13 protein-coding genes are annotated in these 16,129 nt (G+C 64.0%); 5 read left to right on the top strand and 8 right to left on the bottom strand.

What is annotated here, in order from left to right:
• Positions 1-31 precede the first annotated feature (31 nt).
• Together FB597_RS02620 and FB597_RS02615 are read left to right on the top strand one after the other, a co-directional pair.
• Positions 32-1,036, top strand: a complete 1,005-nt coding sequence (locus tag FB597_RS02620; RefSeq protein WP_141913273.1) for a DUF2891 domain-containing protein — start codon at positions 32-34, stop codon at positions 1,034-1,036.
• Between the two features lie 293 nt (positions 1,037-1,329).
• On the top strand, positions 1,330-2,277 hold the full coding sequence (locus tag FB597_RS02615; RefSeq protein WP_144767922.1) for an EAL domain-containing protein: 948 nt from the start codon (positions 1,330-1,332) through the stop codon (positions 2,275-2,277).
• A 137-nt stretch (positions 2,278-2,414) separates the two neighbouring features.
• Here FB597_RS02615 and FB597_RS02610 read toward each other — a convergent pair whose 3' ends face one another.
• The 3 genes from FB597_RS02610 to rpsO form a co-directional block, all read right to left on the bottom strand.
• Positions 2,415-3,704, bottom strand: coding sequence for an NAD(P)/FAD-dependent oxidoreductase (locus FB597_RS02610; RefSeq protein WP_144767920.1), 1,290 nt, complete (start codon positions 3,702-3,704; stop codon positions 2,415-2,417).
• Positions 3,705-4,261: 557 nt separating this feature from the next.
• A complete protein-coding gene (gene pnp, locus FB597_RS02605) occupies positions 4,262-6,400 on the bottom strand; it encodes a polyribonucleotide nucleotidyltransferase (RefSeq protein ID WP_141913270.1) in 2,139 nt (712 codons plus the stop codon).
• Positions 6,401-6,738: 338 nt separating this feature from the next.
• The gene (gene rpsO, locus FB597_RS02600; protein WP_141913269.1) at positions 6,739-7,008 is read right to left on the bottom strand and encodes a 30S ribosomal protein S15; all 270 of its coding nucleotides are present in this window, start codon (positions 7,006-7,008) and stop codon (positions 6,739-6,741) included.
• 269 nt (positions 7,009-7,277) lie between these two features.
• Between rpsO and FB597_RS02595 the strand changes: the two genes are divergently transcribed.
• Positions 7,278-7,802, top strand: a complete 525-nt coding sequence (locus FB597_RS02595) for a hypothetical protein (RefSeq protein WP_141913268.1) — start codon at positions 7,278-7,280, stop codon at positions 7,800-7,802.
• Between the two features lie 114 nt (positions 7,803-7,916).
• Here FB597_RS02595 and FB597_RS02590 read toward each other — a convergent pair whose 3' ends face one another.
• The 4 genes from FB597_RS02590 to FB597_RS02575 all read right to left on the bottom strand — a co-directional run bounded on the left by FB597_RS02590 (position 7,917) and on the right by FB597_RS02575 (position 12,304).
• Complete coding sequence (locus tag FB597_RS02590) at positions 7,917-9,269, bottom strand: GntP family permease (protein ID WP_141913267.1); 1,353 nt, start codon at positions 9,267-9,269, stop codon at positions 7,917-7,919.
• 134 nt (positions 9,270-9,403) lie between these two features.
• On the bottom strand, positions 9,404-9,787 hold the full coding sequence (locus FB597_RS02585) for a RidA family protein (RefSeq protein ID WP_050468372.1): 384 nt from the start codon (positions 9,785-9,787) through the stop codon (positions 9,404-9,406).
• A 95-nt stretch (positions 9,788-9,882) separates the two neighbouring features.
• A complete protein-coding gene (locus FB597_RS02580; protein ID WP_141913266.1) occupies positions 9,883-11,418 on the bottom strand; it encodes an amidohydrolase family protein in 1,536 nt (511 codons plus the stop codon).
• Position 11,419: 1 nt separating this feature from the next.
• Positions 11,420-12,304 (bottom strand): MurR/RpiR family transcriptional regulator, encoded by an 885-nt coding sequence (locus FB597_RS02575; protein ID WP_141913265.1) that lies wholly within the window; start codon positions 12,302-12,304, stop codon positions 11,420-11,422.
• Positions 12,305-12,488: 184 nt separating this feature from the next.
• Between FB597_RS02575 and FB597_RS02570 the strand changes: the two genes are divergently transcribed.
• On the top strand, positions 12,489-13,781 hold the full coding sequence (locus FB597_RS02570; protein WP_141913264.1) for an amino acid deaminase: 1,293 nt from the start codon (positions 12,489-12,491) through the stop codon (positions 13,779-13,781).
• Between the two features lie 28 nt (positions 13,782-13,809).
• Positions 13,810-14,730: a sugar kinase gene (locus tag FB597_RS02565; protein WP_144767918.1), complete on the top strand. Its 921-nt coding sequence runs from the start codon at positions 13,810-13,812 to the stop codon at positions 14,728-14,730.
• Positions 14,731-14,783: 53 nt separating this feature from the next.
• Here FB597_RS02565 and FB597_RS02560 read toward each other — a convergent pair whose 3' ends face one another.
• Positions 14,784-16,121 (bottom strand): tetratricopeptide repeat protein, encoded by a 1,338-nt coding sequence (locus tag FB597_RS02560; protein WP_141913262.1) that lies wholly within the window; start codon positions 16,119-16,121, stop codon positions 14,784-14,786.
• Positions 16,122-16,129 lie beyond the last annotated feature (8 nt).

Below are 16,129 nucleotides of genomic sequence, written 5' to 3'. Positions count from 1 at the left end.
GGCGGTCACGGTCGTTTCAAGGAGTCCCTTCATGCAACTGAACATCCAACAAGCCGAAGCCTTCGCCCGCATGCCGCTGGCCTACCTGCGCCAGGAATATCCCAACCACATCATGCACGTGCTCAACGGCGAGCATGACGTGCTGTCGCCGCGCGCCATGCATCCGGTGTTCTACGGCTGCTACGACTGGCATTCTGCGGTGCACGGCTACTGGCTGCTGCTGCGCTGCGCGCGCCTGTATCCGGAACTGCCGGCCAGGGCCGACATCGTCGCCATCTTCGACGAGCACTTCACGCCCGAGTCGATGGAGCGCGAGACCGAATATTTCCGCGCGGGCGGCCGCGCATCCTTTGAACGCCCCTACGGCTTCGGCTGGATCCTGGCGCTGGACCAGGAACTGGCGCAATCGGCCCTGCCGCACGCAGCCGCATGGCGGCAAGCGATGCGGCCGCTGACCGCCGAAATCCGTCGCCGCTTGCTGGACTACCTGTCCAAGCTGACCTATCCGATCCGCGTCGGCACCCACTACAACACCGCATTCGCGCTGGCCCTGTCACTGGACCAGGCCCGCCATATTCAGGACGCCGAACTCGAAACCGCCATCATCGATGCCGCCAGGCGTTATTACGCCAACGACACCGACTACCCCGCGCACTATGAGCCGGGCGGCGACGAATACATCTCCGGCGCACTGACCGAAGCGCTGCTGATGACCAAGGCGCTGCCGGACGGTGGCTTCCAGCCCTGGTTCGACAACTACCTGCCGCGCATCGCCGACATCGCTCAACTCATGCAGCCGGCCACGGTGAGCGACCGCACCGATCCCAAGATCGCCCACCTCGACGGCCTGAACCTGTCGCGCGCCTGGTGCATGAAGCATATCCTGCGCAACCTGCACGCCGACCATCCGGCGCGCGCGGCCATCGGCGCCGCGGCCGAACGCCATATCGCGGCCTCGCTCGACCATGTGGTAGGCAGCCACTACAGCGGCGGCCACTGGCTGGCGAGCTTCGCCCTGCTGGCTCTGGAAGGCTGAAGCCGTGCGCGGCAACGGCGGCCCAGGATCGTTGCGCCTGGGCCGCCGCATCTCCCCCTCAGAATCCCCAATGCGCGCCCGTTTTACGCGGGTATGCGCTGCCAACGCTGCCTCCGGAAAGTCATTTAGTACTAGTCCGATAGGATTGAAAAGCTATTCATTCTTGTCAGATAGGGCAAATCCGCCTGGCCTCCTATACTGAATTTGCTGTGCCGCCAACCGGTTTCACAGCCACTCGAACGGCCCGCCTCAAGGGCCGGCAAGAGTTGAAACAAGAACAGGAGCCAGCAACCATGTGGAACAACATCAGCAACAACCTCGGCGATGCGCCCCGACACCTCGTGGCAGGCGTTTCCGAACAGGCCTTCCGGGAAGATGTGCTGTTGGCCAACAGCCTGCTGGACGATCTCCGCCTGAACAAGCTGGCGGTTGCCTTCCAGCCGGTCACCACGGACGGATCTTCCGAAGCCGGCTCCTCGATGTACTACGAATGCCTGCTGCGGCGCCTGGGCCCCAAAGCCGCGCATGGCGACTACAACGTGCCGGATGCGATCCAGGCGCTGGAACGCCTGGACCTGGTGGACCGCCTCGACCGCAGCATGCTGTGGACCACCCTGGGAGCATTGGCTGACAGCGAGGCGCTGAGCCTGGGTTGCAATGTCTCGGCCCGCTCCTTTGTGATTACAAGCTGGTGGAGCGAACTGATGGCGCATCTCGAGGATCGTCCCGACCTGGCGCAACGGCTGGTGATCGAAATCACGGAAACCAGCACCTTCCCCTCGGAGGCCGGCGCGCTGGCGCTGATTCAGCACCTGCAACTGCTGGGCGTTCGCATTGCGCTGGACGATATCGGCAAGGAGCCCGGTTCGCTGGCTATCCTGGACAAGGTGCACGCCGATATCGTCAAGTTCGACAAGTCCGTGCTGGAAGAGTCCGCCGATGGCGCGCTGCCGCTGCAACTGCTGCGCCAGATGGCGAGCGTGTGCAAGGCGCGCGGCGCGAGCGTGGTGGCGGAAGGCATCGATACGACCGCCAAGCTGGAGGCGGCGCTAGGCGCCGGCGCCGCCGGCGTGCAAGGCTATCTGATCGCGCGTCCATCCCTGCATTGGCACGGATTGTCCGGCCATGTGCTGCAGGTCAAGGCCAGCTTGCGCAGCAAGACCTCGTTGATACAGGGCACATACGCCAAGGACGCCGGCCGGCATGCCGCCTCCGATGGGAAAGCAAGGTTGTATGGGTAATACATGCCCTTGGGGGCTGGATGGAAAAACAAAACGGAAGCGCAAGGCAAAGGCCCTCGTGTTGCACATGCAAACACGAGGGCCTTTGCCTTTACCGCCGGATGCCGCACGCCACACACCAGACGCCGGGCAGGCGCCTACTCAAGCAGTGTCTTCTTGTCCGGCGTCTCCTGTTGCCCGTGCATGGTGCTGGAAATGACCCGCGCGCTGCGCTTGAAGGTCAGGTAGGCCCAGGCCCAGTCGCTCATCACCATCACGCGGTTGCGGAAACCGATCAGGAAGTACACGTGCACGAACAGCCAGAACAGCCACGCCGGAAAACCTGAGAACTTGAACTTGCCGACCATCGCAATGGCCGCCTTGCGGCCGATGGTGGCCAGCGAACCGTAGTCCTGGTACCTGAAGGCTTGCAGCGGCCGGTTGGCGATGCGGTTCTTGATGTTGCGCGCAGCCACCCGCCCCATCTGCTTGGCCGCCGGCGACACGCCGGGCACCGGCTTGCCATCCGACTGGGCGGCCGCCAGGTCGCCGATCACATAGACGTCGTCGCGCCCGGCGATGTTCAACTCGGGCGACACCGGCACGCGGCCGGCGCGGTCCAGCTCCACGCCCAGCGACTTGCCCAGCGGCGAAGCCGCCACGCCGGCCGACCAGATCACGGTACGCGAAGCCAGCGTCTGCTCGCCGTCGAAATTGGCATAGCGCACGCATTGCTCGTCGATATGCACCACCCGGCTGCCGGTGCGCACGTCCACGCCCAGTTTTTGCAGTTGCTCGCGCGCTTTCTCGGAGAGGTCGGGCGGATAGGCGCCGAGGATGCGGTCCGAGCCCTCGATCAGCACCACCCGCGCCGAATGCGGGTCGATGTTGCGGAATTCGCCGCGCAGCGTGTGGCGCGCGATCTCGACCAGGGTGCCGGCCATTTCCACGCCGGTGGCGCCGCCGCCGATGACGGTAAAGGTCAGCCACTCCTGGCGGCGGCGCATATCGGTTTCGCGCTCGGCATATTCGAAAGCCATCAGGATGCGGCGGCGGATGTCGAAGGCGTCTTCCAGCGTCTTCAGGCCCGGCGCCAGGCCGGCCCATTCATCGCGCCCGAAATAGCTGTGGGTGGAACCGGCAGCCACGATCAGGTGGTCGTAGCCGATGCGCGTGCCGTCTTCCAGGCAGACCGACTTGCCATCGACATCGATGGAGACGACATCGGCCATCAGCGTGGTGACATTGCGTTGCCCCGACAGGATGTTGCGGATGGGGGCGCTGATGGCCGGGGCCGACAGGCCTGCGGTGGCGACCTGGTACAGCAAGGGCTGGAACAGGTGGTGGTTGCTGCGATCTATCATGGTGATGCGCACATCCGCGCCGGCCAGTTCGCGGGCGGCGGCCAGTCCGCCGAAACCGCAGCCGATGATGACGATGTGGGGCATGGGCTTCCTTTCAAAAGTAAATTGTTTTTATGGCGACCCCGGCCTGTCGGCCGCGGCGGCGCTGTCCCCTACTCTCTATTCGGATCTGCTTGCGTTGCCCGGCCGCGCTTTCCCCATGACATTGCGGCCGCGAAGAAATTTGATCTTCCTCAATGCAGACGGACAGAATCTCACAAATTTGGTTCGAAAGCACTTGGCCACTTTGTCATACCCCAGCCGCCCTGGTAAGCGGTCCCAATCAGCGGCCCAATAAGCCCTAATGCCGTTCAGTTAAGCCGAAATTTCCCCGTCGTCCTGACGAAGGTCAGGGTCCAGCGTCGCGTCATTCGTCATTCAACGGCCATTGAGGCGCAACGAAAGACACTGGATCCCGGCCTTCGCCGGGATGACGAGTTGCAGATGGAAGGCTTGACTGAACAGCATTACCCAATAAGCCCCCCAATAAGCAACCCAAGCAAGCGGCCCACAAAAGAACATCCCCCGCAGCCTTGCGGCCACGGGGGATGTTCAAGCGTTGCTCATGTCCGGCGCCAGGGCCGGGCATTGGCAAGCAGGTCTTACTGGGCTTCGTTCGAAGCAGCCGCTTCCGGCGCCTCTTCAGCTTGCGCAGCCTTCATCGACAGCTTCAGGCGGCCGCGGTCGTCGGTCTCCAGGACCTTCACGCGCACTTGCTGGCCTTCCTTCAGGTAGTCGGCCACGGCGTTGACGCGCTCGTTGGCGATCTGGCTGATGTGCAGCAGCCCATCCTTGCCCGGCAGGACCTGGACGATCGCGCCGAAGTCCAGCAGCTTCAACACGGTGCCTTCGTAGACCTTGCCCACTTCGACCGAAGCGGTCAGCTCTTCGATGCGGCGCTTGGCTTCCTGGCCTGCCGACGCGTCGACGGAAGCGATGGTGACCACGCCTTCGTCGCTGATGTCGATCTGGGTGCCGGTTTCTTCGGTCAGCGCGCGGATCACGGCGCCGCCCTTGCCGATCACGTCACGGATCTTCTCGGGGTTGATCTTGATGGTGATCAGGCGCGGCGCGAAGTCGGACAGCTCGCCACGGCCGGCAGGCACGGCTTCCTGCATCTTGCCCAGGATGTGCTGGCGGCCTTCCTTGGCCTGCTCCAGCGCCACCTGCATGATTTCCTTGGTGATGCCCTGGATCTTGATGTCCATCTGCAGCGCGGTGATGCCTTCGGCAGTACCGGCCACCTTGAAGTCCATGTCGCCCAGGTGGTCTTCATCGCCCAGGATGTCGGTCAGCACGGCGAACTTGTTGCCTTCCTTGATCAGGCCCATGGCGATGCCGGCCACGTGCGCCTTCATCGGCACGCCGGCGTCCATCAGCGCCAGGCAGCCGCCGCAGACGGAAGCCATCGACGAGGAACCGTTGGATTCGGTGATTTCCGACACCAGGCGCACCGAGTAGCTGAACTCGTCGGCTGCCGGCAACGCAGCCAGCAGGGCGCGCTTGGCCAGGCGGCCGTGGCCGATTTCGCGGCGCTTCGGGGTGCCGACGCGGCCGGTTTCGCCGGTGGCGAACGGAGGCATGTTGTAGTGGAGCATGAAGCGGTCGGTGTACTCGCCCAGCAGGCCGTCGATCTTCTGCTCGTCGCGCGCGGTGCCCAGCGTGGCCACGACCAGCGCCTGGGTTTCACCGCGGGTGAACAGGGCCGAGCCGTGGGTACGCGGCAGCACGCCGGTACGGATCGAGATCGGACGCACGGTGCGGGTGTCGCGGCCGTCGATGCGGGGCTCGCCTTCCAGGATCTGCGAACGCACGATCTTGGCTTCCAGGTCGAACAGGATGGAACCGACTTCAGCGGCATCGGCAGCCACGGTGCCGTTGGCCACGGCTTCGGCCACCAGCGCTTCGTTGACTTGCGCCGATACGCTCTTGAGCTTTTCGGTACGGGCTTGCTTGTCCTTGGTCTGGTAGGCTTCGCGCAGCGGGCCTTCGGCCAGTTGCGACACGCGCGAGATCAGCGCTTCGTTCTTGGCCGGTGCGGTCCATTGGACTTCCGGCTTGCCGCCGTCGCGCACCAGTGCATGAATGGCTTCGATCACGGCCTTCGATTGCTCGTGGCCGAACACGACCGCGCCCAGCATCACTTCTTCGGACAGTTGCTCGGCTTCGGATTCCACCATCAGCACGGCGGTTTCGGTGCCGGCCACGACCAGGTCCAGCTGCGAGGACTTGAGCTGGCTGGTGGTCGGGTTCAGAACGTACTGGCCATCGATGTAACCCACGCGGGCCGCGCCCACCGGGCCGTTGAAGGGGATGCCGGCCAGCGACAGCGCGGCCGAGGAGCCGATCATCGCCGGGATGTCAGGATCGATTTCCGGGTTGACCGACAGCACGTGCACGATCACCTGGACTTCGTTGAGGTAGCCTTCCGGGAACAGCGGGCGGATCGGACGATCGATCAGGCGCGAAGTCAGGGTTTCCTTTTCGGAGGGCTTGCCTTCGCGCTTGAAGAAGCCGCCGGGGATACGGCCGGCCGCATAGGTCTTTTCGATGTAGTCGACGGTCAGCGGGAAGAAATCCTGGCCGGGCTTGGCTTCCTTGCGGGCCACCACGGTAGCCAGGATGACGGTGTCTTCAACCGACACCAGCACGGCGCCGGAGGCCTGGCGGGCGATTTCGCCGGTTTCCAGCGTGACTTGGTGCTGGCCATACTGGAAGGTCTTGGTAACTTTATTAAACACGGTATTTCCTTTCTTTTATGGAGCCGGCCCCGACTGTGTCCACGGTGCGCGGGTTCCTTTTGCCGACAGATTTTCAGGCGCTGTCGTTCACCTCACCACAGCCGCAACCTATCGGCATGCGGCTTACGACGAACGTGGCCATACTGCGCCACGATGAGACTGAAACGTTGATCCGGACCTGCCAACCGCACTCAAGCCGGGAAACTTCCGCCAATGCCGCAGGCGGAAACGATTCCGCATGCAGCCATGGAATCGTAAAAAAACAAAATGCCCGCGTCAGCTGGTGACGCAGGCATTCTGGCTATGACCCGTGAAACGGATGGAAACGCGGAGTCAAATTACTTACGCAGACCGAGTTTTTCGATCAGTGCGCGGTAACGGTCGGCATCCTTGCCCTTCAGGTAGGAGAGCAGGCTCTTGCGACGGTTAACCATCTTGATCAGGCCGCGGCGGGAGTGGTGATCCTTGCTGTGTTCCTTGAAGTGGCCGTTCAGGTCGTTGATGCGCGCGGTCAGCAGCGCAACTTGCACTTCAGGAGAACCGGTGTCGTTCGTGCCACGGGCGTTATCGGAGATAATGGCAGCCTTGGCTGCTTTTTCGATGGACATGCTGTTTTACCTTTCACAAGCGGTGTGCGGAGCGACCGATCCGGGCCCTGCATACCGTGAACAAAAAATTGAATTCCGGCCAAAATGGCCAGACGCGGAAGTATATAGCAAAAACCAGTTTATTCAAATACTTAGAGACAACCGGATAGAAGGCGTATCACTGCATGGAAGAGCCATCGCACGCCCGACAGGCTGGCAACAGCCCTATACACCACTTTCCCGGCGGCACTACAATGACGGAATTACAATAAACTTCAGGACGACAAGCAATGCATAGCCCATTCCCCCTGCCGCGCCGCCCGCGCATGATGCTGGCGGCCGTACTCGCCGCGACATCAATGCTGGCCGGATGCGCGTCGCTGTTCCAGCCGCCGGTGGCGCCCGGCGAGGCTGAAGAACAAGTCCTGGCCCGCCTGGGGCCGCCGACCAACGTTTATCAGGATGGCAATACCCGCCTGTTCGAATACGGCGCCGGCGCCTTCGGCCAATACCAGTATATGGCCCGCATCGGCCCCGACCGCCGGCTGGTTTCCTACCAGCAAGTCTGGACCATCGAAAACTTCCGCGCCATCCGGGTCGGCCAGGATACGAAAGAAGATGTGCTGCACCGGGTCGGCCGCCCGACCGAGATCACCCGCTACGCGCGCATCCCGTACGAAGCATGGAACTACGGCTTCAAGGAAAGCGGCGTATGGAATTCGCAGATGACAGTCTATTTCACCGACCAGGGCACCGTGCAGAAAGTGGAAAACGGCCCCGATCCGCGTTTTGACGATTCACGCTTTCCCTTCTGACCCCCGCATCGCCATTCCATCCGCCGCACCCAAGCAAAAGGCCGCAAATGCGGCCTTTTGCTTTTGTCATACTGCGCCAATCACGGCAACAGGATGGGATGATGCCATGCCAGATCAGACCACGGTCGCCAGCGCCAGCGTGAACAGCAGCGCCACCACGGAAACGAGGGTTTCCATCACGGTCCAGGTCTTGAAGGTTTGCGGCACGGTCATGTTGAAGTACTCCTTGACCAGCCAGAAACCGCCGTCGTTGACGTGCGACAGGATCAGCGAACCGGCGCCGGTGGCCAGTACCATCAGCTCGGGACGGGTACCCGGCACGCTGGCGACGATGGGCGCCACGATGCCGCAGGCGGTGGTCATCGCCACGGTGGCCGAACCGGTCGCCACACGGATCAGCGCGGCGACGAACCAGCCCAGCAGCAGCGGCGACAGGTGCGCGTCGGTGGCGATGCCGACGATGGCCTTGGACACGCCGCCATCCATCAGGATGCGGCCGAAACCGGCGCCGGCGCCCACCACCAGGGTGATGCTGGCGATCGGCGCCAGACACTCGTTGGTGAACTTGAGGATCTGGTCGGCGCCGAAACCGCGCGCACGACCGAAAGTCCAGAAGCTGACCAGCGTGGCGATCAGCAGCGCGATCACCGAATTGCCGATCAGGCGCAGGAAGTCGTTGGCGAAGGTCTTGGGCGCGAAGAACAGGTCGGCCCAGCTGCCGATCAGCATCAGCACCACCGGCAACAGGATGGTGAACAGCGTGATGCCGAAGCCCGGCAGTTGGCGATCCTTCTTGTGCTCTTCGACGAACTGTGCGACCAGCGGATTGTCCGGATTGGGGATGACCACCTTGGAAATCAGCTTGCCGAAGATCGGGCCGGCGATGATCGCGGTCGGGATGCCGACGATCAGCGCATACATGATGGTGTGGCCGATGTCGGCGCTATAGGCGGTCACCGCCAGCAGCGCCGCCGGGTGCGGCGGGATCAGGCCGTGCACCACGGACAGGCCCGCCACCATCGGAATGCCCACCAGCACCATGTTGGTGCCGGTGCGCTTGGCCACGTTGAAGGCGATCGGCACCAGCAGCACGAAACCGACTTCGAAGAACACCGGCAAGCCGACGATGAAGGCCACGACCATCATCGCCCAGTGCACATTCTTCTCGCCGAAGGCCTGGATCATCGTATTGGCGATGCGCTCGGCGCCGCCAGACTCCGCCATCATCTTGCCCAGCATCGTGCCCAGGCCCACCACCAGGGCGATGTGCCCCAGCGCCCCGCCGACCCCGGTTTCGAAGGCCTTGACGATATTGCCCATCGGCATGCCCACGGCCAGGCCCAGTACCAGCGAGACGACGATCAGGACGATGAACGGGTTCATCTTGAATTTTGCGATCAGCACGATCAGCGCGATCACCGCCACCAGTGCGTACACCAGCAGCGCGGTTCCTTGTACAGCCTCCATCTGGCTCTCCTCTTCAGAAGGTAAAAACACCTGCCGGCATACGGCTCCCCTGCCGGCTCTTTATTTAATTCGCCAACTCATCTGCATCTGCGGCGACGCATCTTGAACCCGCTGCGCCACCGGTGCGTCGCCGGTCAGCGCTTGAACGCCACGCAATCGACCTCGACCTTGCAGTCCACCACCATGCTCGACACCACGCAGGCGCGCGCCGGCGGGTTGGCGCCGAAGTATTCCTTGAACACCTTGTTGAAGGATTGGAAGTCGCGCGGATCGTCCAGCCAGACGCCGCAACGCACCACGTGTTCCGGACCGTAGCCGGCTTCCTTCAGGATCGCCAGCACGTTCTGGATGGCCTTGTGCGACTGCGCGACGATGCCGCCGTCGATCACTTCGCCATTTTCCATCGCCACCTGGCCGGACACATACAGCCAGCCGTCGGCCGCCACCGCGCGGGCAAACGGCAAATGCTGGCCGCCGGTACCGCTGCCGCCTTCCACACCGAATCGTTGAATGCTCATTACTGCTCCTTTGATAAAAATGAATGCGCCTGCGACAGGGCATCCGGTTTGCGATTGGCTTACGTTCTTGTTGTTCGGATTCCTGCTGGCACTGCTTAATCGTGCGCGAAGGCCTGCCCGGCCTCCGCCGTGCGCGGCGAGCGCGCCAGGAAGTGCCCGGCGCGCTCGCCGGTGGCCTTCTTGTCGCTGCCGCGATAGGCCAGCTTGCCGTTGACCCAGACCGCATCGATGCCGTGCGCCGGCTGCATCGGGTCGGTGAAACTGGCGGCGTCGCGCACGGTATCGGCATCGAACAGCACCAGGTCGGCCCAATAGCCTTGCCGCACGAAGCCGCGCTCGTGCAAGCCGAAACGCAGCGCCGACAGGCCGGTCATCTTGCGCACCGCCGCCGCCAGCGAGAACAGCTTCTGCTCGCGGCTGTAATAGCCGAGCACGCGCGGGAAAGCGCCCCACAGGCGCGGGTGCGGCAACGGGTCGTTGGGCAGGCCATCGGAACCGATCACCGTGGCCGGATGGGACAGGATGCGGTTGACGTCATCGTCGGCCATGCAGTGGTAGACGGCGCCGGCCGGCATCAGGCGCGCGGCCGCGGCATGCAGGTCAAGCTGCCATTCGGCGGCGACCTGCTTCAACATCTTGCCGCCCTGCTCCGGATGCGGCTCGGACCAGGTGACCTGGATATCGTAAGCGTCGGTCACCTGTTTCAGGTCCAGGGTCGACGAACTGGCGGTATAGGGATAACAGTCGCAACCGACGTGCTGATGCTTGCCGGCCAGCTCCAGCGCCTTGAGCACTTCGCCGCTGCGGCCCCAGTTCTCGACGCCGGCGCACTTCAGGTGCGAGATCACCACCGGCACGCGCGCATGCTTGCCGATGCGGAAGGCCTCGTCCATGGCCTCGAGGATGTCGGCGAATTCGCTGCGCAGGTGGGTGGCGTACATGGCGCCGAACTCGGCCAGCGGCTCGGCCAGCGCCAGCACTTCGGCGGTAGGCGCGTTGATGGCGTTGCCGTAGGCCAGGCCGGTGGACAGGCCCAGCGCGCCATGCTCCAGCGCCTCGCGCAATTGCGCGCGCATGCCGGCGATCTCCGGTTCACTGGCGGCGCGGTCGAGGCGGTCCATGTGGTTGTTGCGCAGCGCCGTGTGGCCGACCAGCGCGGCGACGTTGATCGACGGCTGCGCGGCATCGACCGCCGCCACATAACTGGCAAAGGTCGGGTAATGGAAGGCCTCGGACTTGCCCAGCAGGTTCATCGGATCGGGCGGATCGCCCTTGAGGCTCACCGGCGCGGCGCTGATGCCGCAGTTGCCGACCACCACGGTGGTCACCCCTTGCGACAGCTTGGGAAACATCTCGGGCGTGCGGATGACGTTGGTGTCGTCATGCGTATGCACGTCGATGAAGCCGGGCGAGAGCACGCGGCCGCTAGCGTCGATGGTGGCGTGCGCCTGCCAGCCCGACAGTTGGCCGATGGCGGCGATGCGGCCGGCCGTCACGGCGACGTCGGCGGCGACCGGATCGGCGCCGGTGCCGTCAATGACGAGGGCGTTGCGGATCAGCGTGTCGCAACGGCCGGCAGCCGCGGCGGTGGCGGTGGCGGTGGCATTGGAAGTGGAATTGGCAAAGCTCATGTCAGTCTCCCAGCGGCTGGTGGCGATCGCCTCCGCCGCGATGCGTATCGAGCACGTATTTCAGCCGGCGCAGGCGTTCCTGGCTGTTCTCTTTCTGCAGCAGGGCCAGCTCCAGCACCAGCATGTCGAGCGTGACCATCATCGCGTAGCGCGATGATGACGGTTTGAAAATCAGGTCGGTTTCCAGCGTCTTGATCGGCAGCAGCACGTCGACCATCTTCGCCAGCGGCGAACCGAGTGCGGTAATGGCGATCATCTTGACGCCGTATTCGCGCGCCACCTCGCAATTGGCCAGCAGTTCAGGCACATTGCCGGTGGTGGAAAACACCAGCAGCACGTCGTTCTTGTCCAGCGTGGCGGCCACCATCTTTTGCAGCATGGCGTCGTGATAGGTGGCCACCGGGCGCCCTAGGCGCACCAGGCGATAGCGCGCCTCGTCGGACATCATGGTGGAGCCGCCGCCCATGCCGAAACAGTAGATCATGCGGGCATCGCGCAACAGGCCGGCGGCGGCCATCAGCATGTCCGGATTGAGCATGGCGCGGTTGAGTTCCAGCACCGCATGGATATCGTTGTAGACCACATCGGCCAGTTCCGGCGGCTGCGCCGAAGGCGCGGCCTTGGCGCCGTCGAAGAAGCGCTGCCCCACGGCCACCGCCTGCGCCAGCAGGAACTTGAATTCACGCACATCGCGGCAACCCATGGCCTTGGCGAAACGCGTCACGCTGGCCACGGAGACGCCGGCCTTGGACGCCAATTCGCCGATGCTGGCGCTGGCGGCCGACGACAGGTCGCCCAGAATGGCTTCGGCCACTTTCTGTTCGGCCAGGCGCAAGGTGCTGCTGCGCTCGGTGATGCGGGAGACGATGTCGAAAGTGTGCGCCATGAAATCGGGTCGAAGATTAGGGATGCAGGTTGTGCGCCGGGTTGCCGCGCGTTACCTTGCAGCATGTGCAAAATGTGCCGCGGGCGTTTCTTTCAAATAATTTATGTTATTTACTAACACGATTAAAACATAGTAAATTCAAGGGTATTATTACGTCAATCCAATTTTTACAGGAATAATTGCGATGAATGATACAAACTACCAAATTGCTTATCAGAGCGGCATCATCGACCCTGTAAACAAGGGCCTGGGTCCCCTGGAGCAACCGCTGGCGCCGCAACAGGCGGGTGCGGTCAAATGGAACCTGCTCAACGAAGACATCAGCCTGCCGGCCGCCGTCCTTTATGAAGAAAAGCTTGCCCACAACCTGAAGTGGATGCAGGACTTCGTCGGCCAGTACCAGGTGAAGCTGGCGCCGCACGGCAAGACCACCATGGCGCCCAAGCTGTTCAAGCGCCAGCTCGACACCGGCGCCTGGGGCATCACCCTGGCCACCGCGCACCAGACCCTGGCCGGCTACCGCCACGGCGTGCGCCGCGTGATCATGGCCAACCAGCTGGTGGGCAAGCGCAACATGGCGATCATCTCGGAGCTGCTGGCCGATCCCGCTTTCGAATTCTTTTGCCTGGTCGACTCGGCCGATCTGGTCGACCAGCTCGGCCGTTTCTTCGCCGAGCGCCGCCAAACCCTGAATGTGCTGCTGGAACTGGGCCCGGCTGGCGGGCGCACCGGTGTACGCAATGATGAGCAACAAGCCGCCGTGCTGGCAGCCGTCAAGCGTTGGGACAGCATCGCACTGGCCGGCGTGGAAGTGTATGAAGGCGTACTCAAGGAAGAAACGGACATCCGCCAATTCCTGCAGCGCGCGGTGGCCTGCGCCAAGGAACTCGCGCAGCAAGGCCTGCTGGCCAGGCGCGTGGCGCGCGGCCCGGCGGTGCTGACCGGCGCCGGTTCGGCCTGGTACGACGTGGTGGCCGAAGAATTCGCCCAGGCCGACATCGGCGTGCCGCTCGACGTAGTGCTGCGCCCCGGCTGCTACCTGACGCACGATGTCGGCATCTACCGCGCCGCGCAGGCGCAGATCCAGGTGCGCAACCCGGTGGCGCACAGCATGCGCAGCCAATTGCAGCCGGCCTTGCAGTTGTGGGCCTACGTGCAGTCGATCCCCGAGGCCGACAAGGCCATCATCGCGCTGGGCAAGCGCGACGCCGCCTTCGATGCCGGCCTGCCGCTGCCGGTGGCGCGTTTCCGTCCGGGCAGCGACAGCCTGCCGTCGGCCACGCCCGCGCACTGGGAAGTGACCGGCATGATGGACCAGCACGCCTACCTGAGGATCGCCGCCGGCGACGACATCAAGGTCGGCGACATGCTCGCCTTCGATATCTCGCACCCCTGCCTGACCTTCGACAAGTGGCGTCACTTGCCGGTGGTGGACGGCAAGTTCGACGTGATCGACATCGTCCAGACCTTCTTCTGACCCATCCGCAGCCAGCACAGCCAAGAACATGAGCAACAAGATCCTCGCCTACGGCGAAGCCATGGTGGAATTCAACCAAAGCATTTCCCAGTCGCGCAATTACCTGGAAGGCTTCGGCGGCGACACCTCCAACTTCGCCATCGCCGCCGCCCGCCAGGGCGCCGATTGCGCCTACATCAGCGCGGTCGGCGACGACCACTTCGGCCGCAACCTGCTGGACCTGTGGCAGGCCGAAAAGGTCGGCACCGAGCATGTCGGCGTGATGCCGGGCGCCTCGACCGGCATCTACTTCGTCACCCATGACGACGCCGGCCACCACTTCCATTACCTGCGCGCCGGCTCGGCCGCCAGCCGCTACACGCCGCAGCAATTGCCGCTGGACGCCATCGCCGGCGCCCGCGTGCTGCACCTGTCCGGCATCAGCCTGGCCATCAGCGAAAGCGCCTGCGACAGCGGCCTGGCGGCAATGGCCCATGCGCGCAAGCACGGCGTGCTGACCTCGCTGGACACCAACCTGCGGCTGCGCCTGTGGCCGCTGGAACGCGCCCGCGAGAAGATGGTCGAGGCCTTCAAGCTGTGCGACATCTGCCTGCCAAGCTGGGAAGACGTTGCCATGCTGACCGGCCTGGAAGAGCGCGACGCCATCGTCGACCAATTGCTGTCGTATGGCATCAGGCTGGTGGCGTTCAAGCTGGGCAGCGAAGGCTGCTATGTCGCCACGCCCGACGAGCGCCGCATGGTGGCGCCTTATCCGGTGCAAGCCCTGGACGCCACCGGCGCCGGCGACTGCTTCGGCGGCGCCTTTGTGGCGGAGTTGGTGGCGGGCCGCGATCCCTTCAGCGCAGCGCGCTATGCCAATGTGGCGGCGGCGCTGTCGACCACCGGCTACGGCGCGGTCGAGCCGATTCCACACCGTCTGAAAGTCGAAGCGGCCCTGGGGGCCTGTTAACCATTGCGCTTTGGTCGGGTTGCCGGCGCGGCCGGCAACCCGACTTACCTGACTTACCCGAGGCGCTTAGCCACGAACAGCATGCCCGCCACCGACTGCCGGATCTCTTCGCGCAGGATCTGGTCGCTGTCGTGCACCACTTCCATGCCGCTGTTATTCAGATGCCGGCGCACATGGTCGCGGCTGTGCCGATAGCGTCCGCTGGCGTGCAGGCAAAAGCCTGACGGCGCGACGTCCTGCGGCGTGACCGCTTCCACCGTGAAGATGAAATACCCATCCTTGCGCAACGCGCCGGCGACATCGCCGAACACGGCGCCCAGGTCGCCGAAGTAGATCAGGGTGTCGGCTGCCGCCACCAGGTCGCAGGAGCGGGGATGGCGGCTCAGGTAATCGCCGATCTCGGCCTTTTCCAGGTTGGCATAATGCCCGCCGGCCCGCGCCTTCTCCAGCATCTTGCCGGCCAGGTCGACGCCGGTGATCGTATGCGCGAACGGCGCCAGGTAGGGGCCGCACAGGCCGGTGCCGCAGCCGATGTCGAGCGCCTCGAACTGGCGCGCGGGCGCTGCCGCCAGGGCCAGGCCCTGGCCGATCAGGCCGGGGCCGCGGTAACCGAGGCTCTCCAGCAGGTTGGATTCGAAGGTGTCGGCGTAGCGGTCGAAATGGAATTCGACATAGCTGTCCGAAGCGCGCGCGGGCACCGCCTGCTGCGAACATGCGGCCAGCATGTGGGCCGCGATCGGATTGTCCGGCTCCTCCTCCAGCCAGGCGCTGTAAGCCTGTGCGGCTTCCTGCAGGCGGCCGAGGAAATAAAAGGAAATCCCCAGCATCTGCCGGGACTTGCCTTCCAGCGGCGGCAGCACGTAGGCGCGGCATTGGTAATGGGAGGCCTGCATCTTGTCGCCGGCGGCGTCGTAGATATTGCCCAGATGCAGCAAGGCGGGGACGCATTCGGGATCGATCTCCAGCACGCGCAGGAAAGATTGCGTGGCCTCCTCCGGCTTGCCTTGCTGCAGTTGGGCGGCGCCGAGGTTGCTCCAGATCGTGTGATCCTCGGGCGCGATGGCCAGTGCATCGCCATAGGCCTGCTCGGCCTCATCGAAACGCCCGAGCGCGAACAGCACATTGCCGAGATCGTTGTGCCAGCCGGCATCCTCCGACTCCAGGGCGCAGGACAACATCAGCTTTTCGACGGCCTCGTCGTGCCGCCCGACCTGGTGCAGGTAAATGCCCAGATAATGCAGCGCGGCCGGGTGGATCGGATCCTGCTCCAGCACCGCCTCATAGATGGCGGCGGCCTCGTCCGCCTGCCCCGCCATGTGGGCATCGATGGCTTGCTGCAGCGAGACGGGCGGCGCCGGATGGTTGTCGGAAAGCGGCTCTGGCGATGGCATTGAAGATC

It is taken from the genome of Herbaspirillum sp. SJZ099, from assembly GCF_007828355.1.
In the GTDB taxonomy this organism is placed as follows: Bacteria; Pseudomonadota; Gammaproteobacteria; order Burkholderiales; family Burkholderiaceae_D; genus Herbaspirillum.
The sequence above is the reverse complement of the archived record's forward strand: the minus strand, read 5'-3'. Positions and strand labels throughout refer to the sequence as shown.